The sequence below is a fragment of the Hwanghaeella grinnelliae genome (assembly GCF_004005845.1).
Classification (GTDB): domain Bacteria; phylum Pseudomonadota; class Alphaproteobacteria; order UBA8366; family Aestuariispiraceae; genus Hwanghaeella; species Hwanghaeella grinnelliae.
The window spans coordinates 86,634-110,985 of record NZ_SADE01000001.1 but is presented as its reverse complement, the minus strand read 5'-3'; the positions used below and the strand labels follow the sequence as shown (position 1 = coordinate 110,985).

The window sequence follows — 24,352 nt, the reverse complement described above, 5'->3', positions numbered from 1 at the left end:
GGACTGGAATATGGCTGGCTCGTGGCTCGCATTTTAACCGCCCTTTACGCCTGAGGATTCAGTTTTAATGGTTTTGTCTGCTGTTCGAAATTTTGTGTCGGGTGTCTCTGTTGCGACTGCTGTGGTCTTTGCGGCCACTTTGAGCGCGCCGGTTCACGCCGCGACAATCGGCCCGGGTGTATTGGATTTCAATCAGGTTGAGATCGCTTGTCAGAGCAAAGGCAAGAAGAGCAAATGCATCGCTTCCGCCGTCCTGATCGGCAACAGCGGGGAAGACACGGTCACCAGCACCTATGAAGATCTTTTCGGCGTTTCGGTCGTTGAATGGGATCGTTTTGAGCAGGATAGCGGTCTTACCAGCAATGGCCGTGTTACGGTCGAAACCGGCGTAGCCCCGGGTAACACCACAGACGGCGTGAACCGTTGGTTCATATCCGACACGCTTTTGGATCCTTCGAGCGTTGTCGGCTTCAGTTTCAAGGCTGGCACCTATTCCGTCTTCTTCAGCTTCATCGAGCCGGGCCTCGCAGCCGGAGACGAAGTGCGCTTCAACGACTTCGACTACTACGCAGACATGTTGTTGTCGGATGAGGAATACGCAAATCTCAGCAACAAGGCCAATGCCGGGTTGAGCAACCTGATCGTTTATGGTGTTACGGCGATACCGGTTCCCGCGGCATTCCCCTTGGCGGCTGCCGGCTTCGGTCTATTGGGCATCATGGGCTGGCGAAAGAACCGTCAATCTGCCTAGGGCAAGTTTCAGAATAGTCACACCGGCAACAAAAAATAGGGCGACACCTACCCAGGCACCGCCCTTTTGCTTGATCAAATCACAGTCTAATTGCGGTTTTTCAGCGGCCATGCGAGCTCAACCGGTTGCCACGAAACAAAAACTTCTCAGCAAATTCTCTTGCGTCTTTTTTCTGACTGGCGCATACCTGCTTACGTGACATCGCTGCCGCAGGACGCAGGACGAGTAGTTGCGCCGCAGCGCGATACCAACTCCCCACACAGAATGCCAAGCGTTGCACCCCGTCCGGGCGACGAGCCGTCCGGCGGGTGACTACGATGAAAGACCAGTGAAGGGTACTAACAATGGCTACCGGTACGGTAAAATTCTTCAACACGACCAAAGGCTTCGGCTTCATTCAGCCCGAAGACGGTTCGAAAGACGTTTTCGTCCACATCTCCGCCGTCGAACAGGCCGGCATGAGCTCGCTGAACGAAGGTCAGAAGGTCAGCTTTGAAATCAAAGCTGAACCGCGCGGCCCGAAGGCGGTTGACTTGAAGGCGCTGTAATTCTGCGTTCTGACAGTTTTTGCTAGGGCCGCCCTTTGGGCGGCCCTACGCATTTCGGGCACTGATTTTACCATCCCCCACCAAACCCGCCTTAAGAGGAAATCGCCGCAGCCGCTCTCGCCCGCCGGGTCCGGCGCGCCTCCAACCACGTGTTCAGCCAATTGCTAATCAAGATCACCAATCCCCCCAGGACGACCTCAATACCCACAGTTTCGGCGAAGAAAACATAACCAACCAAGGCGAAAACCGGCAGGCGCAGATAATCCATAGGGGCGACAACCAGCGCATCGGCGGAGGACAAGGCCTTGGCGAGGCAGAAATGTGCCGACATCCCGCAAGTGGAGATCAGAACCATCCAGGCCCAAACCTCCGGCCCCGGCATAACCCATGACCACAGCGCAGGCAACAGGCCCATTGGGGCCTGCATCAACCCCATATAAAACAAAATGCAAAGAACACTGTCGGACCGTGTGAGCCGCTTGGTTGTGATCATAGAGAGTGCGAACCCAACCGCGGCAACCATGACAGCGACGGAGCCTGCCTGAATTTCCGCTTCCCACGGGCGCACCACGACCAACACCCCGCTGAACCCCACCACAAGAACCAAGCCGCGAACCAGGGTCATGCGCTCGCCCAACAGGAATGGTGCGAAAACGCCAATCCAAAGGGGTGTTGTGAACTCGATGGCAACAACCTGGGCCAGCGGGATCGCCGCGACACCGAAGAACCAGCCGAACTGCCCGACGAAGTGGGCACAATTCCTGGCCAGGTGGCCTTTGAGATTCTTGGTCCTGAATTGGCCCAGTCCACCGGGCGACAGCATCCCAATGGACACGACCATCGCCAGCATGATCACACTGCGGAAGAACATAAGCTGGAACGTGTCCAGTTCCTCCGAAACATTACGGGCCGCAACCGCCAACGTACTGAAAGATAACAACGCGCCGAACATCCAACCGGCTGCACGGAGTGGATGCTGCGTTTGCGTCGAGGTGTCGTTGGAAATCGCGGTCACAAATAAACGACGATTAGCTGCCGGGGCCGGAACGGATCTGTTCCAGAGCCGCCTGCGCGGCGTCTTCACGAATTTCGCCGCGGGCGACGATTATGGCCGCAACAGCTTCGATTTCGTCGCCGGTTGCGCCAACAGTGATGGCAAGGTTCTGCGCATGAAGCCTCATATGCCCGGCCTGGATACCCGTTGTGGCCAACGCTTTCAGCGCGGAAAAATTCTGAACCAAGCCTACGGCGGCCGCGACCTTAGCCAAGCGTTCCGCATTGGACACGCCCATGATCTTGAGGCAGGCCTGCGCAGTCGGGTGAACTTTGGTGGCCCCGCCGACGATGCCGACCGCCATGGGTATTTCCATGACGCCTTCCAAGTCGCCTTCCGGCGTCTTGTCCCAAGTGCTGAGCGCCGTATAACGCCCCGACCGGGAAGCAAAGGCATGCGCGCCGGCTTCGATTGCGCGCGTGTCGTTGCCCGTTGCCAACACGACGGCGCTGATGCCGTTCATGATGCCTTTATTATGGGTCGCGGCACGATAGGGATCTGCATCGGCAAAGGCCGACGCGGCTATCATGCCGTCCCGAACATCCTCGCCGCCGATTGTCTCCGTCCGCCAGACACCGCGAACGGTGACCACACGACGATCCGCCAGATTTGAGAGGATGCGGAGCTTCACCTTACCGCCGGTCCAAGTCTCCACATGCGGTGCCAACTTTTCCGCCATCGTGTTGACGGCATTGGCCCCCATCGCGTCACGCGTATCGACGATCAGGTGCAGGATCACCATCGGACCAATGCGAGTGTCCAATACCCGAACTTCAATGTCCCGGAATCCGCCACCCAGTTTCAGCAGCATCGGGTCGCAGGCGTCGCAGGACGCTTTGATCTCGTCCCGCCGATCCAGCAACGCCTGTTTCGCCGCTTCCGGATCAGGGGAATTCAGAATCTGAACTTGGGCAATCATCTGCGGACCGGTCCAAGTTGCGGTAACCCCGCCGGTATCTCGGCATTGCTTGGCCGCATTGCAGACGGCGGCAATGACCGAAGATTCCTCGGTCGCCATCGGCACCAACACTTCTTCCCCATCGACAATGAGGTTCGTGGCAACCCCCAAAGGGACATTCATGGTCCCGATGACGTTTTCCGAAAGATGATCGGCGAGCTCGACCAAGGCCCCGCCCGCTTCGATCAAATGCGATTTCCCTTCGTTACCCAAACCGCTGCGGTGGGTAACGGCGTCCAGCCGCTCTTGCGGCGAAAGGGAATGGAATCCTGCAATCCTGGAACCGGTTTCCGACACGATTTCCCCCGGCCTTTAACGAGACCAGGCGACGCAGGTTTGACGCTGCGTGCCGAGACCTTCGATGCCCAATTCCATGACGTCACCCGGCTTTAGGAACACCTGCGGGTTTTGTCCGGCGCCCACGCCCGGGGGTGTGCCGGTGGAGATGATGTCACCCGGCATAAGCGTCATGAATTCACTGATATGGCTGATCTGATGGGCAACCTTGAAGAACATCGTGTTCGTGCTGCCGTCCTGATAGCGGTGACCGTTGATCGCGCAATACATTTTCAGGTCGTGCGGGTCGGCCACTTCATCCGGCGTCACCAGCCACGGCCCGATCGGCCCGAAGGTGTCGCAGCTCTTCCCTTTGGTCCATTGGCCGGCATAGTCGAATTGATAACTCCGCTCGGAAACGTCGTTCGCAATGCAATACCCGGCAATGCAATCCAGCGCCTCCTCTTCCGACACATAGGACGCTTTCTTGCCGATCACGATGGCCAATTCAACTTCCCAATCGGATTTTTCGGAACCGCGCGGAATGACGACATCATCGTCCGGACCGACGATCGCGCTGGTCGCCTTGGCGAAAATAAGCGGGTGCGAGGGCATCGGCTGCCCGGTTTCCGCGGCATGGTCGGTATAATTGAGGCCGACGCAAATGAACTTCGGCACATTCGCGACACAAGGCCCGATGCGCGGATTACCCTCAACAAGCGGCAGGCTGGTGGGATCCATCGCCCGAAGCTTGTCCATGTCGGGGCCGGAGAACAGCGCCCCGTCGATATCGGCGACTACGCCCGACAAATCACGGATATTGCCATCCGCATCCAACATGCCCGGCTTCTCGGAACCGGCCTCCCCAAAGCGCAACAGCTTCATTTTCTTCTCCTAAATTTGCACGTGATGTTCGAGTGCCCGGTGCTTAGATGCACCAACCACCGTCGACGATGTATGGCTGACCCGTCGTGTAAGACGACTCGTCCGACGCCAGATACAGCGCCAGGTTCGCAATTTCTTCGGCTGTACCGAGCCGGCCCATGGGCTGACGCGCGATGAAGGCTTGGCGCGCCGTTTCACCACCCGATTGCTCGATCCGGTCATGCAGACTGGGCGTTTCCACCGTGCCGGGACAAATCGCGTTAACGCGAATGCCCTGCGTCACAAAATCCGCGGCGAGCGATCGGGTCAAACCCAGCACGGCGCCCTTGCTGGCGCCGTACGCCAAACGGTTCGGCGCACCTGTCACCGCACCCGCGACCGAGCACATATTGACGATGCTGCCACCGCCCGCTTCGACCATTTTCGGCAGGAAGGCTTTACACATGTGGAACATGGCTTTGACATTCAGGTCGAAGGAAAAATCCCAGTCCTTGTCGTCGCAGTCGAAAATTCCGCCCATATGGACATACCCTGCGCAATTGAACAGCACATCGACTGCGCCCAGATCCTCCGCAATTGCCGAAATGGCATCTGCGTTCAGAACGTCCAGAACCCGGGTTTCGATATTCGGCGTACCCGCCAGTGCCGCGAGCGACTGTTCATTCAGGTCAGTGGCGATAACCTGACCACCTTCCGCCGCGAAAAGTTCCGCGGAGGCGCGGCCAATGCCATTCGCCGCCGCCGTGATAAGGCATTTTTTTCCAGCAAGACGTCCGGCCATATTCCTCCCCTATGTCACAAGTCCCCCTCCTTTGGATGTGATTGTTCGAGGGGTGAGCGGGGGCTACTATAGTTGTCAGACAACTGTGCGCCAAGCACGCTCACGCCTTCTCAGGGAGAAAGATTATGGCCGGAAAGGAACAATTGACCATTCGCCTCAGCGAGGTCGACAACGTCGTCGTCGCGCGCGCGGATATCCTTCCAGAAACCGAGATATCGAACGAAGCCGTGACAACCGCGGCACATATCCCGGCCGGTCATAAAGTAGCCACCCGGCCCATCGCGAAAGACGAGGCGATCCGCAAATACAACCAAATCATCGCCTTCGCGACGCGCGACATTGCGGCCGGCGAGCATGTGCACACCGACAACGCAGAATTCCGTAGCTTCGCGCGCGACTACGCTTTTTGCGAAGACATGCGCCCCACGCAATATTTCACCGGTGACGCTGTTGCGAATTTCCAGGGATTCGTGCGGCCGAACGGTTCGGTCGGCACGCGAAACTATATCGGCATTCTTACCAGCGTGAATTGCTCCGCAACGGTTGCCCGTTATATCGCCGAGTCCTTTCCAAAGGACGAATTGGCGAACTACCCGAACATCGATGGTGTCGTGTCCTTCGTCCATTCGACGGGTTGCGGCATGGCAAATTCCGGCGAGGGATATGCCAACCTGCAGCGGGTCCTATGGGGCTTCGCCCAGCATCCGAACTTCGCCGGTATTCTGATGGTGGGACTCGGCTGCGAGGTCAATCAAATCGACTTCCTTCTGGACGCTTACAACATCACGCCGGGCCCGACGTTCCAGACCATGACCATTCAGGATACGGGCGGCACCCGGAAAACCGTCGCCCGCGGTGTGGATATGATCCGGGAAATGCTGCCGGCCGCGAATGCTTATTCGCGACAGACCGTCTCGGCAAGTCACCTGACGCTTGCTCTGCAATGCGGTGGGTCCGATGCATATTCCGGGATCACCGCCAATCCGTCGCTCGGCGCAGCAGCGGACCTTTTGGTCCGGCATGGCGGCACCGCCATCTTGAGTGAAACGCCGGAAATTTACGGTGCTGAGCACCTGCTAACTCGGCGCGCCGTCAATGAAGCTGTGGGACAGAAGCTGGTCGACCGTATCGAGTGGTGGGAGGAATACACCCGGATCAACAGTGGATCGATGGACAACAATCCATCCCCGGGCAACAAAAAAGGCGGCCTGACCACCATTCTGGAAAAATCCCTGGGCGCAGCGGCAAAAGGCGGCACAACCAATCTGACCGACGTCTACAAATATGCAGAGCCTGTTCGGGAAAAGGGTTTCGTCTTCATGGACAGTCCGGGTTACGACCCCTGCTCCATCACCGGTCAGGTCGCTTCCGGCGCGAATGTCGTCTGCTTCACGACCGGCCGCGGATCCGTCTATGGCTGCAAACCGTCTCCCAGCCTGAAACTTGCCACCAATACGGCCATGTATCGACGGATGGACGAAGATATGGACATCAACTGCGGTCAGGTGACGGATGGCGACGCGACCATCGCGGAGATGGGGGAGCAGATATTCAACCGTATCCTGGAAGTGGCTTCCGGCAGTCAGACCAAATCCGAGTCGCTCGGCTTCGGCGACGACGAATTCATCCCCTGGCAAATCGGCGCTGTGATGTGAAGACCTGCAATAAAAGCAGCGCGTCTGAAAAGGGTGACGTCCGGCCTACATGCCGGATGTCATCCAACAACTCTCTACGCCTTTACGGTGCTACTCGGTTTGGCTTGTCTTGCCGCCAAGGATCGACGTTTCCCCACCAAACTTTTGTTCCAAGCCTTGGAACAAGTCCCCACCGGACGTCTTAGCGGATTTACCACCTAGATCGAAGATTTCCACCGATCCGGCCTGCCCAATCGAGTTAAAACTCAAAGCATCGGCCTGCGACCCGTCTGAAAACGTAGGCAGTTGGAGGTCTTTCGCCTCATTTTTTTGAGTATAGCCTGTGTTATCCGGCACAAGTGATCCGGCATTTGCTGGCAAGGTGAAGAACAAACCCGCGATACAAAGAATGACGGCGCGCATATCGCCGCTCCTATTTATTATTGAAAAAGCGTTTCCTTCAAAAGGGACGGTAATGACCGCTCAATACGCGCGCAAGTCGCATTAGTTCAATCGAAGACAGGAAAAGTGACCGGCCGGTCACAATTCAATATCTGGCGTTGACATACAACATCCTGGCGCATCGCATTGAACGCGAGAGCCTCGTACAAACTTCCGCCATCCCGCTGATTTTAATAACGCTTTTTTTCCTTAAACGCTCAACTTGGCAGCCAACCCGACTTTGTCCACGTCTGTTGACGTCGCGTTTTGCGGCTCTAAGGCACTGTCCATATCCACCACACTTGGTTCGATACAGGCACACCTATCCGGCCCTCACTGGTGAAGCCCGTGCCGGACACGCCGCCCAAGACAACGCGCATTCGGTCGGAACAGCCGTCACATCGTTTTTTCCGCAAGGGAGCACAATCCCCAATACGGCACGGAAATGCGGGCTGCGCCGCCCTGATAACAGCGCCCCCCAAGTCACAAAGGGCAAATCCGTACCGGTTTCTCCTTTCCGCACGGAAGGGCATCCGCATAATACCGATCAACCGCAGCAATAGCCGAGGATCGTCGATGAAACCGCTTCAGGACTTGGCCAGGGAACTGGCAACCGGCAAGACGACAAGCCGCGCCCTGGTTGAAGAGTGCTTAGCCGCGATTGAAGCCAGCCCGGAAGGAAACAGGGCATTCATTGCAGTCCATACCGAAAGCGCCCGAACAACGGCGGATGCGGTCGACGCCATGCGTAAGGCAGGGACCACCGTGTCCGCCTATGCAGGCATTCCGATGTCGGTGAAGGACCTTTACGGCGTGCGCGGCGAAACGACGGCGGCAGGATCGAAGGTCCTGCGCGATGCCGCGCCAGAGGCAGAGGATTGCCCGACGATTGCCCGCTGCAGACAAGCCGGTTTTGTGTTCATGGGTCGGACGAACATGACGGAGTTCGCCTATTCCGGCCTTGGCCTCAATCCGCATTACGGGACACCGCGCAGTCCATGGGACCGCGAAACCGGCCGCATACCCGGTGGGTCGTCTTCCGGATCAGCGGTGTCGGTCGCCGACGGCATGGCCGCGGTGACACTCGGTACGGATACAGGTGGATCGTGCCGCATTCCCGCTGCCTTCTGCGGCATTACAGGCTATAAACCGTCCGCCCATCGCGTGCCATTGGACGGCATCCTCCCACTTTCCTTTTCCCTCGATTCCGCCGGCCCGCTGGGACAGTCGGTCGATTGCTGCAGCATCGTCGACGGCATTCTTTCCGGCAACGGCGCGGCGACACCCGATGCGATCGATTCGAAATCCTTGACCTTCGCCATCCCGCAGACCCTTGTTCTGGATGGGTTGGACGATACGGTGGCGCGTGCGTTCGAACTCACCGTAGCGCAATTGCGCGATGCCGGCGTGACTGTCGTCGAAATCCCGTTCGTCGAACTGGGCGACATACCGGCGGCAAACGCCAAGGGCGGGTTCGCCGCGGCGGAGGCCTATGCCTGGCACAAGGAATTGCTGGCGGCCAAAGGGGCGGATTACGACCCCAGGGTCGGCGGTCGGATCGTTAAGGGGGCGGAACAGGGTGCCGCCGACTACATCGATACAATGATGGAGCGCAAACGGCTGATCCAAGCGGCGAACAAGGTCACCGTGCCTTTCGACGCCGTGATTACCCCGACAGTCCCTATTGTCCCGCCAGCAATCACGGCGGTGGATGATGATGAAGCCTATGGGCCACTCAACCTGCTCTGCCTGCGGAACCCATCGTTCTGGAATTTCCTGGATCGGTGTTCGATCTCCCTGCCGTGCCACAGGGCGGGCGATGCACCGGTCGGTCTGATGCTGACCGGGGAACGTGGCGGGGACGCCAAACTGTTCCGCGTCGCGAAAACGGTAGAAACTTTACTCGCGCAGGGACGTTAGGCCGAAGGGTACAAGCATGGCCGCAACGGATTCAACAATGCCACAGGAAGAAGCCGCGCCTAACCGCGCCCTTGTCCTCGTGACATTGACCTTCGTAACCATGCTTTATGCGATGACGGTCACCATCGCCAACGTGTCCTTGCCGCAAATGCAGGGGGCGTTGAGCGCCACGACCGATCAGATTGCGCTGGTGGTGACCTTCAACATTGTCGCCACTGCTATCGTTACCCCCATGACAGGGTGGCTGACCGGCCGGTTCGGACGCCGGAATACAATGATCTGGGGCGTCGGTGGGTTCACAATCGCCTCCTTCCTGTGCGGCGCCGCCCCGAATCTGGAAACGCTTATTTTATTTCGCGCGGCACAGGGAGCGTTCGGCGCGCCGCTGGTTCCGTTGAGCCAAGCGATCCTTCTGGAAACCTATCCAAAGAAAGACCACGGTTTCGCGACGTCCATATACGGTACCGGCGTCGTGCTGGGACCGGTCATAGCCCCGACACTCGGCGGCTATTTGAGCGAACTGCTAAGCTGGCGCTGGGTCTTTTTCATGATCATCCCCTTTGGGGTCATCGCCTTTACCGGCGTCATCACCTTGATTAAATCGCGCAGCGACCGGCCTTCGACCAAACTGGATTGGACCGGGTTCATCAGCCTTTCTATTGCCGTTGCCGCCGCGCAGCTGATGCTGGACCGAGGTGAACGGAACGATTGGTTCAATTCCACCGAGATTATCGCGATCGCAGGTCTTTCCTGCCTGGCCTTGTACTTTTTCGTCGCCCACACGCTCACTGCGAAGCCGGGAACAGCTTTTCTGAATATAGCGATACTGAAGGATCGAAACTACGTTCTGGGCCTGTTGATCGTCTTTGTCTTCGGCATGCTGAATTTCACCCCGATGACCTTGTTGCCGCCCCTGTTGCAGACGGTCCAGGACTATCCGGATTCAATCATTGGATGGCTTCTCGGCGCCCGCGGCATCGGCACATTGGTCGCCTTCGCCATGATGGTCTATCTGAGCAAACTGGATCCCCGCCCGATCCTGATTACCGGCTTTCTAATCCAGGGCTTGGCTGGGTTTGCCATGGCCAACTTTGATGTCAATGTCACAACCTTCGACGTTGCTTGGACTAGCTGCCTGCAGGGATTTGGGGTCGGGCTTATTTGGGTGCCCGTCACATTGATCACATTCTCCACGATGGACCCAAAACTGCTGCCCGAAGGCATGGCGATCTTCCATCTTCTGCGGAACTTCGGTTCCAGCGTGTTCATTTCGATCAGTTTCGCGGTCGTCATACGGACGGGTAAGACGAATTATTCGGAAATGGTCGAGCAAATATCGCCTTTTAATGAACGCCTGGGCATGCCCTTTGTTGCCGGGCGATGGTCCTTCGACTCAACCGAGGGATTGGCGGCAATAAGCGGGGAAGTTGGCAGGCAAGCGGTGATGGTCGGTTATGTAAACGCGTTCTATCTGTTTAGCTTGGCGTGTGTTTGCGTTATCCCCTTCGTCTTCTTGGTTCGGATGAAGCGGGCAAGCCGATAGGCAACATGTTTGATAAAGAAATAGCCCGACGCAAAGAAAATGTCGGAACCGGGAGATAGGAGATGGATGGACAGGTTGGAACTTCGGACGGCATCCGGTTCGGATACAGCGCCTGCCCGCATGATTGTCCCAGCACCTGCGCGTTAAAGGTTGAGGTACTTTCTGCTGACCGTATCGGCCGGCTCTATGGCGCCAAGGACAACAGTTATACAGACGGCGTCATCTGCGCCAAAGTCGCCCGCTATGCCGAGCGTATTCACCATCCGGACCGCCTAACCCAGCCCATGCGCCGGACCGGCCCAAAAGGGTCGGACCAATTCGTGCCGATTTCCTGGGACGAGGCGCTGGACCGCACGGCGGACGCTTTCCTGGCCGCCGAAAAGGAACACGGCCCGGAAGCTGTCTGGCCCTATTACTTCGCCGGAACAATGGGATTGCTGATGCGGGACGGCATCAACCGCCTGCGGCACGCGAAGAAGTATTCAGGCATGTACGGATCCATATGCACCGTCCTGGCATGGCCGGGCATCGTCGCCGGAACCGGCCTTCTGGCCGGACCCGACCCGCGCGAAATGGCCGAGGCCGATGTCGTAGTGATCTGGGGCACCAACCCGGTGCACACCCAAGTCAACGTCATGACCCACGCCATGAAGGCCCGGCGTGAACGGGGTGCGAAGATCGTCGTGATTGATGTCTACGAAACACCGACGATCAAACAGGCGGATATGGGGATCGTTCTGCGCCCGGGGACGGACGGCGCACTGGCCTGTGCGGTGATGCATATCCTGTTCCGGGACGGGAAAGCGGATTGGGACTATATGAACCGCTATGCCGACGACCCGAAAGGATTGGAAGCGCATCTGCAATCGCGCACGCCGGAATGGGCAAGCGAAATCACAGGCTTGTCCGTAGAACAGATTGAATCCTTCGCTAAGCTGCTGGGCGACAACAAACGATCATTCCTGCGGTTAGGTTATGGCTTTACCCGCCAGCGGAACGGTTCCGTGAACATGCACGCCGCGTGCTCCATTGCGACGGTCCTTGGGGCATGGCCGTTAAAGGGCGGCGGCGCCTTTCACAACAACGGTGGCATTTATCATTGGAACAAGACACTGATCGAGGGCACAGACGTCTTGGATCCAAGTGTCCGGGTTCTGGACATGTCCCGCATCGGCGAAGTTTTGACGGGCGATAAGGAAGCGCTGTTCGGCGGCCCGCCGGTCACTGCAATCCTGACCCAGAACACAAATCCGATGATGGTGTCCGCGGATTCCACGAAGGTTCACAAAGGATTTTCCCGCGACGATCTGTTCGTGTGCGTACATGAGCAATTCATGACCCAAACAGCCAAGATGGCGGACATCGTCCTGCCCGCCACCATGTTTCTGGAACATGACGATTTTTATCAGGGCGGCGGGCATCAGCATATCATGTTCGGTCCGAAACTAATCGATCCGCCCGGCCAATGCCGAAGCAATCACGACGTCATCAACGGATTGGCCAAACGGGTCGGCGCGGAGCATCGCGGCTTCGACATGACACCGCGGGAAATCATCGATTGGACGATGATCAACAGCGGCTGGCCAGATTTGCAAACCTTGGAACGCGAGCGATGGATTGACGTGCAACCCGCTTTTGACGAAAGCCATTATGTCGATGGGTTCAAGACGCCGGACAAAAAGTTCCGATTCCATCCCGATTGGACACACGCCTTGCATAACCGTTTTGCGCCTGGTGGCGACATCTCGAACATGCCGGACTTCCCGGACCATTTGGAAAGCATCGAAGAAGCGACTGAGGCAATGCCGTTTCGGTTGGTCACGGCGCCTGCGCGGAACTATCTGAACTCGTCGTTTACGGAGACCGACACCTCCCGGAAGAAAGAAGGACAGCCGAAGCTTTTCATTCATCCGGAAGACGCCAATCGTTTGGGCATCGCGCAAGGCGACAAAGTCGTACTGGGCAATGATCGGGGGGAAGTCCGCATTCACGCGGACCTTTTCGACGGCGTTCAACACGGCGTCGTCATCGTCGAAAGCATTTGGCCGAACCAAGCATTCGAGGACGGCAAAGGTATCAACTTCCTGACCGGTTCGGACCCTGCAGGTCCACACGGTGGTTGTGCCTATCACGACAATCGGATTTGGATACGCCCGGCCTGACACAGCGTATAGATCGGGTTCAACGCAAAAACATTGAGGGAGTGAAATGGGAAACAAGATCGATTTAGACGGCAAGCTTGCGGTAATCACGGGCGGCGCACAGGGAATCGGCTATGCGATTGCCGAACGGTTCATCGCATCAGGTGCCTCGGTCACGCTATGGGACCGGGATGAGACATTGATGGATGCTTCAGTTTCCAAACTTTCCGCGAACGGTAAGGCCTTCGGATGCGCGGTAGATGTCACCACCCCCGACGCCGTCATGGACGCCGTGACCCAAACCAGGGACAGCATGGGCGGGATCGATATTCTCGTCTGCAATGCCGGGATCGCGGGACCGGCTGTTCCGGTTCTCGACTATCCGGTCGATGAATGGAACAAGGTCATCAATCTGGACCTCAACGCCGTTTTCTATTGCTGCAAGGCAGTCGCGCCATTGATGGTCGAGCAGAATTACGGGCGCATCGTGAACATCGCTTCCATCGCGGGTAAGGAAGGAAACCCGAACGCGTCGGGTTACAGTGCTGCCAAGGCCGGCGTCATCGGCTTCACCAAGTCCTTGGGCAAGGAACTGGCGAAGCACGATATCGCTGTCAATTGCATCACCCCGGCCGCAGCCCGGACCGCAATCTTCGACCAAATCACCCAGCAACATATCGATTTCATGCTGTCCAAGATTCCGCGTGAACGTTTCGTCCTGGTCGAGGAAATCGCGGCGATGGCGGCATGGCTTTCGAGTGCTGAAAATTCATTCACCACCGCGGGCGTGTTCGATATAAGCGGGGGCCGCGCAACATACTAATTCGGCGGTCTTATTGATCATCCAGTTTTGCAGGAGGCCCGCCGTTAGACCCCATGGCGGGCCTTCCTCGTATCACAAGACCGTTCGGCGCAATCGCCGCCCCGATGTCCTCTTTGGGCGGGGAACCGATACCCAGTTTTGAAAGAAGGAAACGCAAAACGCGCCACAACTTCGGCACGAGCCAGATGGCCAGCAAAACAAACAGGGCCAATAACCCCAAGAAAACCAAGGGGTTGAAAACGGCCAGCAAGACGCCGCCGATCGCCAGGAAGTCCTCAAAAAACGACGCGAACCAATTACTGAACGGCTCTGGGGAGGTGTTGATCACCGCTCTGCTTGTCGCCTTGGTAAGATGGCTGCTTGCGGCCAAGGTCCCGCCCATTACCAATGCGGCTATGGTTTCCAGATCTTCACCCATAACCTCACCGCCGAACCCGTCTGCGGCACCGACTGCCATCAATGCGCCGGCGGGAATACGGATGAAGGTATGAATCGCATCCCAAAGCGAATCCACAGCAGGAATTTTATCAGCCAGGAACTCCACGAAAAAAAGGGTCGCTGCGGCCGCCAGAACAAGCGGGTTGGACAGGATTTGCATTTCGTCCGGCAAGGGGACGACACCGACCATGTTCAACACGCCCAGCAAGGTTACTGTGGCATAAAGGTTGATGCCGCTGGCCCAGGCCGCCCCAAGCGCCAAAGCAAGAATCTGCAAGCTTTCCATGGTTGTTGTCCTCCACTCCGACGCCGGTTTTGGAACAAACGGTTACCCTATAATTAGGGACCGGCGCTGTGGGGATGCAAGCGCCCCGACCGCTGGGGCCGGGGCCAAGCAAAACAGTCAGGCGGGAAATTTAGGCGTCGTTGGCGCCTTCCTTAACCATATGAACGACCCGTTGCGGGAAAGGGATCTCGATCCCTTCCTTGTCAAAGGTCTGTTTGAACGCTTTGGTCAGGTCGAACTTCAACCCCCAATAATCGTCGGCCTTACACCAGACGCGCACGATGATATCGACCGAGCTATCGCCAAGATTACCGACAACGATCTGCGATTCCGGCTCCTTATGGCAGCGCTCGTCATTTTCGATGATTTCTTTGATCACTTTAAACGCCTTGTCGATGTCATCGCCATAGCCAATACCCAACAGGAAATCGACTCGGCGCGTCGCATTGGCGCTGAAGTTCTTGATTGAAGTGTCCCACAATTGCTTGTTCGGCACGATGATCTTGACGTTATCCGGCGTCGCCATTTCCGTCGTGAACAGGCTTATCAACTTCACCGTCCCCGAAATACCCGCGGCGTCGACGAAGTCACCGATCTTGAAGGGCCGGAAAAACAGCAACATGACCCCGGCCGCGAGATTGCTGAGCGTCCCCTGCAGGGCGAGGCCGATCGCGAGGCCCGCAGCACCCAGGACGGCGATCAGGCTGGCGGTCTGGACACCGAAACGTTCCAAAACCATGACGATGGTGACGGCCAGAACCAGATAACGCACGAGCGTGGAAAGGAAATACCGAAGCGTTTCGTCCATACCCCGGACTTTGCTGAGCCCTTTATCCGCGGCGTTTCGGGCCCACCCTGCGGCAATCCAGCCGAGGATCAAAATGATGATGGCACCGACCACTTGCAGGCCATAGGCGGTCGCCAGTTCCATTACGTGATTTATGGTTTCTGTAATTTGTTCCTGATCCATGGCCCTTACCTCTCCCTTCTCGCTATCCGCACAAGGCCCAAGTTTCGGCCTCCGCGCGCTCTTACCCGATTATGCTCAATATTACTAATATTTTTGTCCGACAAGCTTGGAGAAGACCGCTCGATCGCTTCTCAACCCAGCCTCATCAAGGACGGCGGACCAATGCACCGCCGGCTCGTAGCCACCAATCAGGGCCGTCACGGTCGTCTGGGGCGTTAGGACGGTAACCGTGCTCGGTCCGAAAGTATTTTTCTCGGCCGCTATCCGGTATCCGGTGAACGACCATTCCAAAATCCATCGGCCAGCCACAAGCATGCACAGACCCGCATGTTCAATCATTGTTCCGGCAGGCAAATCCGACAGGGCAGACTGCCACGTGCGTAGTCGGAACTGGCGCGGCCACACCCTCTGACCGTGCAATTCAGTGTCGAGGGTCGCCGCGCGTTCCGATGCCAACAAACCGCCGGCGCGTTCAACCGCCCGGCGATACTCGACATAGTCGCTGTACCGGCATTCCGCACAGGGCCTGTGCCCTGCGGCCAGCGCCGTCGCTTCATCCATGAAAAACAACTCAGTGTAGCGATTTGGCGCCATGACAGACCGTTTCCGTCCCTTGAATTCTGTCAGGCAAATGATCCAAGCTTTGTGCCGCCATCGGCGGTGTCCGATAGCGCCAGTGGCATCGTGCAGTATTCCCCTGTTACCCATGAAGGTACCGTAGGATGGGTCCGCTACGAGTTCACCTTTTGGGTTCATCCTGTTTTGCTTAGTATTTTCCATTTTTCGCTGGAAATTGACTTTTTCTTATGCGGGATTGGAACACCGCGACAACACTCGAAAATTGAACTATCGAATGAAACACAGGGTATTACCATACTAATCGTGATGATAAATCACTGTTACGACCTATATTTTTGCCTTTTAGTATAATGGTTTTTGCTTCTGTTCGAAACCGACGACTCTTGATATAAGCCTGATTAGCAATGACAATGCCGGGAGCGTCAGCAATGTTATTATCCTGCGGCGCTCTCTATGAATTGTATCATTCTTGAATGACACAGTAGCTAACCTACCTGCCTCCAGATGGAGTTGTTGATCAATGCCTAGAAGAAGCAAGCCAGTTGTTTATGACGCACCGGATGGACCGATTCCGGCTGGACGACCGGGGGTCCCCAACCCGATCGATATTCATGTCGGTTCCAGAATGCGGATGCGCCGCATTATGCTGGGAATGAGCCAACAGAAACTTGGCGAAGCACTCGGCCTGACGTTCCAACAGGTGCAAAAGTACGAACGCGGCACAAATCGTGTTGGAGCGTCCCGCCTGTGGGACCTTTCCAACGTTTTGGATGTGCCAATTACATTTTTCTATGAAGACATGCCGACCGATGTTGCTGGGAATAGTCCACGCCTTCGCGCCGGCCTTTCTGAAGAGCCGGTTCCGGAAGTTGACTTTGAACCGGACCCCATGGCCAAGCGCGAAACCCTGGAACTCGCCCGGGCGTACTACAAAATCAAGGACCCGATGGTTCGCAAACGCGTCTTCGACCTTGTTAAGGCCCAGGCCAAAGTCGACACCGACAAGTAAGTTTTACCTGTTTTTTGAAAATTCCCCCTGCGGATAGCCCCGTGGGGGGAATTTCTTTTCGCGACATTCTTGATGTGACAAATTGCTATCCGCCGGGTTGTCGATTTCCCACCTCCAAACAGCAGTCGGGGCTTTCTCTGCGATGGCAAACATCCCATTCGTCCAGGACATGTCCTTCACATACGGGCATCTGGCTGAGGTCGCTCCGGGACTGCGCCGTCTGGTCGTCGAGAATCCCAGCCGCTTCACGTTTCACGGCACGGGCATCTATGTTGTCGGCACCGGAGAGGTCGCCGTAGTGGATCCAGGACCGAAATCGCGCAGTACGATCCAAACGTTGTTGGCTGCCCTGAAGGGCGAGACCGTTTCCTCGATCTTAGTTACTCATACGCATTTAGATCATTCACCCGCGGCGGCCGAGTTGCAGGAGTTAACAGGTGCGCCGACATTTGGGTTCGGCCCACACGGCGGCGGAATGGTCGACAGAGATACGGTCGAGGAAGGTGCGGACCATTCGTTCGATCCCGACCACCGCTTAGAAGACGGCGAGGCAATCGGCGGAAAAAATTGGACGCTTCACGCCGTCCACACGCCTGGTCATACGTCAAACCACATGTGTTACGCATTCCAGGAACTAAACGCCCTGCTTAGCGGCGATCATGTCATGGGCTGGTCGACGACCGTGGTTTCACCCCCTGACGGGAACATGGCGGACTATATGGCGTCTCTGGAAAAACTGAGGGACCGGCCGGAAGAGACCTATTGGCCAACCCATGGCCCCGCTATTCACGGGGCTCACAGTTTCATCGATCATTTGTACGAACACCGGCTGGACCGAGAGCGGCAGGTCTTGGCCTGCTTGACCGATGGACTGACAACTATCGACCGGATGGTGCCCCGCATGTATGCGGGCATTCCGACCGAACTCTACCCCGCCGCCGCGAGGTCGGTTCTGGCGCATTTATTGAAACTCGTTACGGAAGGTCTGGTCGCCACAGACGAAACACCGCCGGCGGTCACCAGCCGTTTTGAGATCAATCCTGCGTAGGTTGGGAAGCGTTCTGCCCAAAATAGACGCGAACCGGATGACCTTGCGCATCCAGACCTTCTCCCACGCCGTTTCCCGCATCATCCGCTAAGAAGGCACCCTCCGCCCTTAAGCCGCTGGCGCAGTTGATTCGCCAGTAACCGTCCAGTTCGGATTTGCCGGTATCACCATCCATGGATTGTGTATCCCAATGTCCGAAGCAGCGGTTCACCACGCCAGTGGAACTGGTTGATAACGGATCCCGGTAATAAACACGAATACGGAACTGCCCGACGGCGCCGGGCACAGGTTTGACGATGAAACCGTCGCCATATCCGTCCTGGCCCCAGGAAACGGTAAGCGGCACTTCATCCGCCTTTTGGCCTCTTGCGGTATTCTGGTCGCCATGCCCGGCGCATGCGGAAAGAAGTGCAAGAAACGCAAGAACACCAAGTTTTTTCATCATGGCCCGTCTCTCTTGTTGCGATGCGCTGAAACTCGTTCTTGCGGTACATATGGGGCTTCGCGCCAACTTTGAGAACCACCCACACATCCCTCTAAATCAAGAAATCGCGAGCTTCCTAAGCCTCGGAACGGTCTTGATGAAGCCTTTATGCCCCGGAGGCTATCGTTCTACACCCGCCCGCTTTGCACCCAATGACCGCCCCCCAAGCTCAAGTTCCGAAGGCAGATCCTGCCATGAAACGCAATCTCTCGCAGGGTCGTGGTCCACGATGATGTCTTCCGCATGCCGCAACAACATTCCGCCGTAGTTCAACGGGCGCGGTGCGGCGGCTGCCGCTTCGTTCCCGGCAACCATTTGTACCAGCCGCTCAGGTGATGCGAGGCCGGAGCGAATACTGAGATTCGAGGCCCCGCCAAATCGCGCATTCACTTCGATGAACTGCGCACCTGCGACCGGATCGTAAAATGCCTGAAGATTGTTATGCCCGACCAGACCGAGCAGTTCCGAGAGGGCCAGCGCGGACTCCGTCAACTCGGGGAGCTTTTCTACCCTCGTCTTCCAAGACTCCCCTGCCCGCGTCGAAATACGACGCCGGGCGACCGCTTGTAATGGATTACCCTGCAAATCCATCAGCACGTCGATGCTGTATTCCGGCCAATCGACGAATTCCTGAATGATCAGCCCGCCGTCGACGCGGCCGTGCAGGACTTCGTAGGCGGACAGTTCCTCTTTGTTGGATATCCGCATGGCATGGTGTGGGACCGTGCGGTTCGCCGCACGGCAAAACACAGGAAAACGATCCACAGCCTCCGCGGTCGGAAAATTCTTCGGTGTCGGAAATCCATTTTCCCTGCAGAAGGCGCTGAAACGCCACGAATTGCTGCAAATGGCTATCGCTTCGCCCGAGGGCACCAGGACGGCAATCCCCTTTGCGCGAAGTCGCCCGGCTATTTCGGCCAAGCGCTGCAATTCGCCATCGCGTGTTGGAACAACAAGGGAAATATCATGGGCGGAGCAGATTGCTTCCAGGGCATCCGAAAACCGGGAATCGTTGCTGCGCGGCGTGAGAACGGCCTTGTCGGCAACTTGCAATGCCGCACTGTCGGCCGCCACATCGGCAGCCGTTACGGCCCCACCAAAGGGGCGAACCGCGTCCTGAAATGCCTTTACCAGCAAGGATTTGCTGCTGGCGCTTAGAATCAAAACGTTCAAACAGGCCCTCCTTCTGGTTGGCCGCGCGGCTTCTACCGACGGTCCAGTATGCGCCAACCGGCCTTCCTTGGGAATACCGGCTGGAATATCACACGCAAGAATCGCTCCAGTTTAACAGAATACCGCCCAAGGCAAGAAGCACCTCGGGACGCCAAAATGGCGAGTTCCGGTCAATAAAAACAGAATCCAGATCAACGCAGAATCTACGTGAAAGCGGTCGCCCAGGTCTCGACCATGACGTCGACACCGATCGCCACGGCAAGCAGGCCTGCAATCGCACTCAACAGACCATGCATCCGTACAGCGTGCTTTTCAGCGGCCCGCAGCGGCCAGGCAGCGATGGCCGTCAGCGCGGCCATGCCGAAGATCGAACCAATCCCGAAAACCAGTACATAAGCGACCGCCGTCCAAGCGTCTTTCGTCGCCGCGATCGCCAGCGCAAGCAACCCCGCCGAGCCGGCTGCACCATGCACCAGACCAACCAGCAAAGCCCTCATCGGAAAACCTGTCGGATGCCGGTGGTGATGCTGGTCCTTGAAATGCTGAGTTGGAGCGCCCTGATGGCTGTGGGCATGGAGGTGAACCTTGCCATCGCCATGGTCGTGCACATGGAAGTGAATTTTCTTTTTCCGCATCTTCCGGAAAACGTCGGCACCCAGAAGCACCAACATACACCCAACGGCGAATTCCAGCACGGCTGCGGTCCGATCCGTCATGGTCAATCCAAGAAGAATGACCGCCGCGCAAATCGCGAACAGCGTCAACGTATGTCCCACGCCCCATACAGCGCCACGAAGGGCCAGCCCCCGTTTCGACGCACCACCGTCAACAGCCATGGTGCTGACCGCGGCTATATGGTCGGCTTCCAGGGCATGCTGCATGCCGATCAGAAATCCAAGAGCGAGAAACCCTTCCACGACGCCTCCAAAAACAAAACAAAACCCACGGAAAGGGACATAACGCCCATTTGCGCTAAACGTTTCCGGCCAAGGCCCGCCGATAAAGGTCGCAGCAGATTTCTTCGGTAAGGGGGATCGGGTTGCCACCTGCCGTAGGATCCACGACCGCCATTGCCGCCATTCTCTCGGTCTGGGTATCGTCGATACCTATTTCCTTGGACGTATGCGCGATCCCAAGGTCGGACCGAAGGTCCAGGACATATTTCATGAAACCGTCGAACCCGCCGTCTATGCCTAGCCAAGCAGAGAGACGCTCGATCTTTCCCTCGATGGCCGGGCGATTAAAGGCCAACACATAGGGCAGGTAGACAGCATTCGTCAGCCCGTGATGGGTGTGATAGAGCACACCGGCCGGGTGGGAGAGCGAATGAACACCGCCCAGCCCCTTCTGAAATGCAACCGCACCCATGGCGGCGGCAGACATCATATGTCCACGGGCTTCAATATCGTCGCCTTTGGCATAGGCGCGCGGAAGATATTCCTTCACCAACCGCATGCCTTCGACCGCAATCCCTTCCGACATCGGATGGTAGGTCGGCGCGCAATACGCTTCCAGGTTATGGACGAAAGCGTCCATCCCGGTGCCGGCCGTGATATGCGGCGGCAGGCCAACCGTCAGCTCAGGATCGCTGATGACGATAGCGGGCAGCATTTTGGGATGGAAGATGACCTTCTTCACTTCCGCTTCCGTATTCGTCACGACCCCGGCACGGCCCACTTCCGATCCGGTGCCCGAAGTCGTCGGCACCGCGATGATCGGCCAGATCACTTCCGCGTTCGCGCGGGTCCACCAGTCGCCGATATCTTCAAAATCCCAAACCGGACGCACTTGATCCGCCTGGAAGGCGATTAGTTTGCCCACATCAAGCGCCGAGCCGCCGCCAAAGGCGATAACACCATCATGGCCACCCGCCTTGAAGACTTCGATTCCGGCAGCGAGGTTCTTGTCCGTCGGGTTGGAATCGACACCGGAGAACATTCCGCGGCCCATTCCTGCCTTATCCAGAATGTCTAGGGTTTGCGTCGTGATCGGCAGGTCGGCGAGCCCGGCATCGGTCACCAAAAGCGGACGTTCCATGCCTGCGCTACGACAAGCCTCCGGCAAGCCTTCAATGCGCCCAGCGCCAAACCAAATCGTTGTGGGATAGGACCAATTCGCCTGCATCTTTACGCCCTTTCAAAACCGCGAGCCACTTCCCAATCGGTGACCGCATCATCAAACGCTTTCTGTTCCCACGTCCCTGCGTGGACATAGTGGTCGACCACATCATCGCCCAGCGCGGCACGCAGCATTTTCGACTTCTTCAACGCTACCGTCGCTTCCCGCAGCGTCCCGGGGATACTGCGGGCGCGCGCGGCCTTATAGGCATCGCCTGCGAATTCCGGCTCCAGCTCCAACTTGTTCTCTATCCCGTCGATTCCGGCCGCCAGCATTGCCGCGTAGGCAAGATACGGATTCAAGTCGGACCCGCCGACACGGCATTCGACACGGATCCCCTTGGTTCCCTCACCGACGAGCCGATAGCCCGCCGTACGGTTATCCAACGACCAGATCGCTTTGGTGGGTGCGAAGGTGCCTTCCTTGAACCGTTTGTAACTGTTCACATAGGGCGCCAGGAAATAGGTGAACTCTCCCGCATGGGCAAGCAGGCCGGCCATGTAGTGTTTCATCAACGCCGACATGCCATAGGTCCCATCCTTGTCCAGGAAGGCAGGTTTGCCATCCAGGGTCCATAGGGACTGATGCACATGGCAGGAGCTGCCCGCCATATCGGCGTTCCACTTTGCCAGGAAGGTCAATGCGTGCCCCTTCTGCCAAGCGATTTCCTTGCAGGCGTTCTTGATGGTGACGTGGTTGTCGGCCATGTCGACCGCTTCGCTGTAGCGGACATTGACTTCGCCTTGGCCGGCATCGGCCTCGCCCTTGGTGTTTTCGACCGGAATGCCTGCCCCTTGAAGGCCCGTGCGGATCGCCCGCATGACGCCCTCTTCCTTGGTGGTCTGGAAGATGTGGTAGTCCTCGTTATAGGCACTATAAGTCTTCAAACCGCGATAACCGCTGTCACCGGCCTCCTCGAAGGACTCCCGGAACATGAAGAATTCGAGCTCGGACGCCATGAAGGGTTTCAGGCCCATCGCCTCCAGCCGTGCGACTTGCTTTTTCAGGATAGCGCGGGGCGAGTGAGGCACTTCTTCATGGGTTTTATGGTCCAACACGTCGCACAGGACCATGGCTGTTCCTTCCAGCCACGGTAAGCGCCGCAAGGTCGTCATATCCGGCTTCATCGTATAGTCGCCATACCCGGCAGACCAACTGGTCGCCTTGTAACCCTGGACCGTTTCCATCTCTAGATCGGTGGCGAGGAGGTAGTTGCAGCTATGCGTTTCCTCATAAGCGCTTTCGACAAAGAACTCCGCCTGGCAGCGTTTCCCCATCAGGCGGCCCTGCATATCGACAAGAGCCATCAGGACGGTATCGATTTCGCCCTTCTCAACGGCGGTTTTGAGTTCTTCAAAGCTTAGATTGCCTGGCATGACTGCTTCCACTGTTTGATGTCTTGAAGGAAATGTGGGGCGCCGGAACAGCGCCCCACAGAACCGTTTGAACGCCTCTTATCAGCCGTAGCGATAGGGACGTCCAGCCTTAACCATGTCCGAGTTGTACTTCTTAAAGATTTCCACGACTTTCGCCTTGGTTTCCGATTCCGCAGCGATTTCGTCCCAGAACTTCACGGCAGCCTGTTCGACGGTATCCCATTCCTTGTCCGGAATAGAGGTCAGTTCCATCTTCGTGCCGTTGACGCGAAGCGAAGCTTCGCCGCCCCAGTACCACCACTGCCGGTAATAATGCGAGCTGTCGAAAGTGACCCTCACCAGTTCCTTCAGGTTATCAGGCAGTTCGTTCCAACGGTCCATATTGGCGAAGAACGACCCCGCCCAGGCGCCGGAAATGTTGTTGGTGAGGAAGTAGTTGGTCACATCGGCCCAGCCGACGGTGTAGTCTTCCGTAATACCGGACCAGGCGATACCGTCGAGTTCACCGGTCTGCACCGCGACTTCGATGTCTTCCCACGGCAGCGTAACCGGCACGACGCCGAACTGCGCCAGGAAGCGGCCCGCGGTCGGGAAGGTGAAGACACGTTTGCCCTTCATATCCTCAAGGCTGCGGATCGGATCTTTGGTAGCGAAATGGCACGGATCCCATGAACCGGCAGAGATGTGTTTGACCCCGACCTTTGAGTATTCGGCATCCCATATTTCATTCAGGCCGTACTGGTTGAACAGTACCGGCACATCCAGCGAATAACGGCTGGCGAACGGGAAATACCCGCCGAAGACCGTGACTTCCGTTGGCGAGGCCATGGAATCGTCATCGGACTGAACCGCATCGATCGTGCCGCTCTGCATGGCGCGGAACAACTCACCGGTTGGCACCAGCTGATCGGCGAAAAACAGTTCGATCTCCATCTGATCGCCGGCGATCTTGTTGAAACTGTCAATGGCCGGCTTGATCACATGCTCGGCCAGCGCCGGGCCCGCATAGGTCTGCAAGCGCCATTTGATCTTGGATTGGGCGTGAACGGCCGGAGCGGCCAGAGCCGCCGCGCCGGCAACACCGGCACCGGCGAGGAATTTACGTCTCGTAGTCAT

23 protein-coding genes are annotated in these 24,352 nt (G+C 57.3%); 9 read left to right on the top strand and 14 right to left on the bottom strand.

Features of this window, described 5'->3' with window-relative positions; translation table 11 throughout:
* The first annotated feature begins 67 nt into the window (after positions 1-67).
* The gene (locus tag EOI86_RS00485) at positions 68-751 is read left to right on the top strand and encodes a PEP-CTERM sorting domain-containing protein (RefSeq protein WP_127763181.1); all 684 of its coding nucleotides are present in this window, start codon (positions 68-70) and stop codon (positions 749-751) included.
* 344 nt (positions 752-1,095) lie between these two features.
* Positions 1,096-1,299 carry a cold-shock protein gene (locus tag EOI86_RS00480; RefSeq protein ID WP_127763179.1) on the top strand — a complete coding sequence of 68 codons (204 nt, stop codon included), beginning with the start codon at positions 1,096-1,098 and terminating at the stop codon, positions 1,297-1,299.
* 91 nt (positions 1,300-1,390) lie between these two features.
* Here EOI86_RS00480 and EOI86_RS00475 read toward each other — a convergent pair whose 3' ends face one another.
* The 4 genes from EOI86_RS00475 to EOI86_RS00460 all read right to left on the bottom strand — a co-directional run bounded on the left by EOI86_RS00475 (position 1,391) and on the right by EOI86_RS00460 (position 5,253).
* The gene (locus EOI86_RS00475) at positions 1,391-2,251 is read right to left on the bottom strand and encodes a DMT family transporter (protein ID WP_275668584.1); all 861 of its coding nucleotides are present in this window, start codon (positions 2,249-2,251) and stop codon (positions 1,391-1,393) included.
* Between the two features lie 76 nt (positions 2,252-2,327).
* On the bottom strand, positions 2,328-3,608 hold the full coding sequence (locus EOI86_RS00470; RefSeq protein ID WP_127763175.1) for a hydroxymethylglutaryl-CoA reductase, degradative: 1,281 nt from the start codon (positions 3,606-3,608) through the stop codon (positions 2,328-2,330).
* Positions 3,609-3,623: 15 nt separating this feature from the next.
* On the bottom strand, positions 3,624-4,472 hold the full coding sequence (locus EOI86_RS00465) for a fumarylacetoacetate hydrolase family protein (RefSeq protein ID WP_127763173.1): 849 nt from the start codon (positions 4,470-4,472) through the stop codon (positions 3,624-3,626).
* 43 nt (positions 4,473-4,515) lie between these two features.
* Positions 4,516-5,253 carry an SDR family oxidoreductase gene (locus EOI86_RS00460; RefSeq protein ID WP_127763171.1) on the bottom strand — a complete coding sequence of 246 codons (738 nt, stop codon included), beginning with the start codon at positions 5,251-5,253 and terminating at the stop codon, positions 4,516-4,518.
* A 125-nt stretch (positions 5,254-5,378) separates the two neighbouring features.
* On the opposite strand from EOI86_RS00460, the gene EOI86_RS00455 reads away from it, so the two are divergent.
* Positions 5,379-6,908 (top strand): UxaA family hydrolase, encoded by a 1,530-nt coding sequence (locus EOI86_RS00455; RefSeq protein ID WP_127763169.1) that lies wholly within the window; start codon positions 5,379-5,381, stop codon positions 6,906-6,908.
* A gap of 90 nt (positions 6,909-6,998) precedes the next feature.
* Here the strand turns inward: EOI86_RS00455 and EOI86_RS00450 are convergent, their stop codons facing one another.
* On the bottom strand, positions 6,999-7,310 hold the full coding sequence (locus EOI86_RS00450; RefSeq protein WP_127763167.1) for a hypothetical protein: 312 nt from the start codon (positions 7,308-7,310) through the stop codon (positions 6,999-7,001).
* A gap of 594 nt (positions 7,311-7,904) precedes the next feature.
* Here EOI86_RS00450 and EOI86_RS00445 point away from each other — a divergent pair.
* From EOI86_RS00445 to EOI86_RS00430, 4 genes are all read left to right on the top strand, one after another.
* Positions 7,905-9,248, top strand: coding sequence for an amidase (locus EOI86_RS00445; RefSeq protein WP_127763164.1), 1,344 nt, complete (start codon positions 7,905-7,907; stop codon positions 9,246-9,248).
* Between the two features lie 37 nt (positions 9,249-9,285).
* On the top strand, positions 9,286-10,791 hold the full coding sequence (locus EOI86_RS00440; protein WP_205032010.1) for an MDR family MFS transporter: 1,506 nt from the start codon (positions 9,286-9,288) through the stop codon (positions 10,789-10,791).
* Positions 10,792-10,853: 62 nt separating this feature from the next.
* A complete protein-coding gene (locus EOI86_RS00435) occupies positions 10,854-12,953 on the top strand; it encodes a molybdopterin-containing oxidoreductase family protein (protein WP_127763161.1) in 2,100 nt (699 codons plus the stop codon).
* A 46-nt stretch (positions 12,954-12,999) separates the two neighbouring features.
* The gene (locus tag EOI86_RS00430) at positions 13,000-13,755 is read left to right on the top strand and encodes an SDR family NAD(P)-dependent oxidoreductase (protein ID WP_127763159.1); all 756 of its coding nucleotides are present in this window, start codon (positions 13,000-13,002) and stop codon (positions 13,753-13,755) included.
* Between the two features lie 10 nt (positions 13,756-13,765).
* Here EOI86_RS00430 and EOI86_RS00425 read toward each other — a convergent pair whose 3' ends face one another.
* The 3 genes from EOI86_RS00425 to EOI86_RS00415 all read right to left on the bottom strand — a co-directional run bounded on the left by EOI86_RS00425 (position 13,766) and on the right by EOI86_RS00415 (position 16,043).
* Complete coding sequence (locus EOI86_RS00425) at positions 13,766-14,479, bottom strand: DUF4126 domain-containing protein (protein WP_127763157.1); 714 nt, start codon at positions 14,477-14,479, stop codon at positions 13,766-13,768.
* Positions 14,480-14,609: 130 nt separating this feature from the next.
* Complete coding sequence (locus EOI86_RS00420) at positions 14,610-15,449, bottom strand: mechanosensitive ion channel family protein (RefSeq protein WP_127763155.1); 840 nt, start codon at positions 15,447-15,449, stop codon at positions 14,610-14,612.
* An 84-nt stretch (positions 15,450-15,533) separates the two neighbouring features.
* Entirely contained in the window at positions 15,534-16,043 is a 510-nt protein-coding gene (locus tag EOI86_RS00415) for a hypothetical protein (RefSeq protein ID WP_193555760.1), read from the bottom strand.
* 505 nt (positions 16,044-16,548) lie between these two features.
* On the opposite strand from EOI86_RS00415, the gene EOI86_RS00410 reads away from it, so the two are divergent.
* Entirely contained in the window at positions 16,549-17,037 is a 489-nt protein-coding gene (locus EOI86_RS00410; RefSeq protein WP_127763153.1) for a helix-turn-helix domain-containing protein, read from the top strand.
* 142 nt (positions 17,038-17,179) lie between these two features.
* On the top strand, positions 17,180-18,085 hold the full coding sequence (locus EOI86_RS00405) for an MBL fold metallo-hydrolase (RefSeq protein WP_127763151.1): 906 nt from the start codon (positions 17,180-17,182) through the stop codon (positions 18,083-18,085).
* Here EOI86_RS00405 and EOI86_RS00400 read toward each other — a convergent pair.
* The 6 genes from EOI86_RS00400 to EOI86_RS00375 all read right to left on the bottom strand — a co-directional run bounded on the left by EOI86_RS00400 (position 18,072) and on the right by EOI86_RS00375 (position 24,352).
* Positions 18,072-18,530, bottom strand: coding sequence for a hypothetical protein (locus EOI86_RS00400; RefSeq protein WP_127763149.1), 459 nt, complete (start codon positions 18,528-18,530; stop codon positions 18,072-18,074). The two genes, EOI86_RS00405 and EOI86_RS00400, sit on opposite strands and share 14 nt — an antisense overlap.
* A 159-nt stretch (positions 18,531-18,689) precedes the next feature.
* Entirely contained in the window at positions 18,690-19,742 is a 1,053-nt protein-coding gene (locus EOI86_RS00395; protein ID WP_161973633.1) for an ATP-grasp domain-containing protein, read from the bottom strand.
* 203 nt (positions 19,743-19,945) lie between these two features.
* The gene (locus EOI86_RS00390) at positions 19,946-20,659 is read right to left on the bottom strand and encodes a sulfite exporter TauE/SafE family protein (protein WP_240035537.1); all 714 of its coding nucleotides are present in this window, start codon (positions 20,657-20,659) and stop codon (positions 19,946-19,948) included.
* Between the two features lie 55 nt (positions 20,660-20,714).
* Entirely contained in the window at positions 20,715-21,866 is a 1,152-nt protein-coding gene (locus EOI86_RS00385; protein ID WP_127763146.1) for an iron-containing alcohol dehydrogenase, read from the bottom strand.
* Positions 21,867-21,868: 2 nt separating this feature from the next.
* Entirely contained in the window at positions 21,869-23,236 is a 1,368-nt protein-coding gene (locus EOI86_RS00380; RefSeq protein ID WP_127763144.1) for a glutamine synthetase family protein, read from the bottom strand.
* An 81-nt stretch (positions 23,237-23,317) separates the two neighbouring features.
* Positions 23,318-24,352, bottom strand: a complete 1,035-nt coding sequence (locus tag EOI86_RS00375) for a TRAP transporter substrate-binding protein (RefSeq protein WP_127763142.1) — start codon at positions 24,350-24,352, stop codon at positions 23,318-23,320.

Coding starts and splice junctions, on each gene's coding strand:
- EOI86_RS00415 (WP_193555760.1), bottom strand. CDS start 16,043: ATGGCGCCAAATCGCTACACTGAGTTGTTTTTCATGGATGAAGCGACG.
- EOI86_RS00425 (WP_127763157.1), bottom strand. CDS start 14,479: ATGGAAAGCTTGCAGATTCTTGCTTTGGCGCTTGGGGCGGCCTGGGCC.
- EOI86_RS00375 (WP_127763142.1), bottom strand. CDS start 24,352: ATGACTACGAGACGTAAATTCCTCGCCGGTGCCGGTGTTGCCGGCGCG.
- EOI86_RS00465 (WP_127763173.1), bottom strand. CDS start 4,472: ATGAAGCTGTTGCGCTTTGGGGAGGCCGGTTCCGAGAAGCCGGGCATG.
- EOI86_RS00445 (WP_127763164.1), top strand. CDS start 7,905: ATGAAACCGCTTCAGGACTTGGCCAGGGAACTGGCAACCGGCAAGACG.
- EOI86_RS00455 (WP_127763169.1), top strand. CDS start 5,379: ATGGCCGGAAAGGAACAATTGACCATTCGCCTCAGCGAGGTCGACAAC.
- EOI86_RS00405 (WP_127763151.1), top strand. CDS start 17,180: ATGGCAAACATCCCATTCGTCCAGGACATGTCCTTCACATACGGGCAT.
- EOI86_RS00450 (WP_127763167.1), bottom strand. CDS start 7,310: ATGCGCGCCGTCATTCTTTGTATCGCGGGTTTGTTCTTCACCTTGCCA.
- EOI86_RS00385 (WP_127763146.1), bottom strand. CDS start 21,866: ATGCAGGCGAATTGGTCCTATCCCACAACGATTTGGTTTGGCGCTGGG.
- EOI86_RS00400 (WP_127763149.1), bottom strand. CDS start 18,530: ATGATGAAAAAACTTGGTGTTCTTGCGTTTCTTGCACTTCTTTCCGCA.
- EOI86_RS00475 (WP_275668584.1), bottom strand. CDS start 2,251: ATGTTCGGCGCGTTGTTATCTTTCAGTACGTTGGCGGTTGCGGCCCGT.
- EOI86_RS00440 (WP_205032010.1), top strand. CDS start 9,286: ATGCCACAGGAAGAAGCCGCGCCTAACCGCGCCCTTGTCCTCGTGACA.
- EOI86_RS00480 (WP_127763179.1), top strand. CDS start 1,096: ATGGCTACCGGTACGGTAAAATTCTTCAACACGACCAAAGGCTTCGGC.
- EOI86_RS00435 (WP_127763161.1), top strand. CDS start 10,854: ATGGATGGACAGGTTGGAACTTCGGACGGCATCCGGTTCGGATACAGC.
- EOI86_RS00460 (WP_127763171.1), bottom strand. CDS start 5,253: ATGGCCGGACGTCTTGCTGGAAAAAAATGCCTTATCACGGCGGCGGCG.
- EOI86_RS00380 (WP_127763144.1), bottom strand. CDS start 23,236: ATGCCAGGCAATCTAAGCTTTGAAGAACTCAAAACCGCCGTTGAGAAG.
- EOI86_RS00430 (WP_127763159.1), top strand. CDS start 13,000: ATGGGAAACAAGATCGATTTAGACGGCAAGCTTGCGGTAATCACGGGC.
- EOI86_RS00420 (WP_127763155.1), bottom strand. CDS start 15,449: ATGGATCAGGAACAAATTACAGAAACCATAAATCACGTAATGGAACTG.
- EOI86_RS00410 (WP_127763153.1), top strand. CDS start 16,549: ATGCCTAGAAGAAGCAAGCCAGTTGTTTATGACGCACCGGATGGACCG.
- EOI86_RS00485 (WP_127763181.1), top strand. CDS start 68: ATGGTTTTGTCTGCTGTTCGAAATTTTGTGTCGGGTGTCTCTGTTGCG.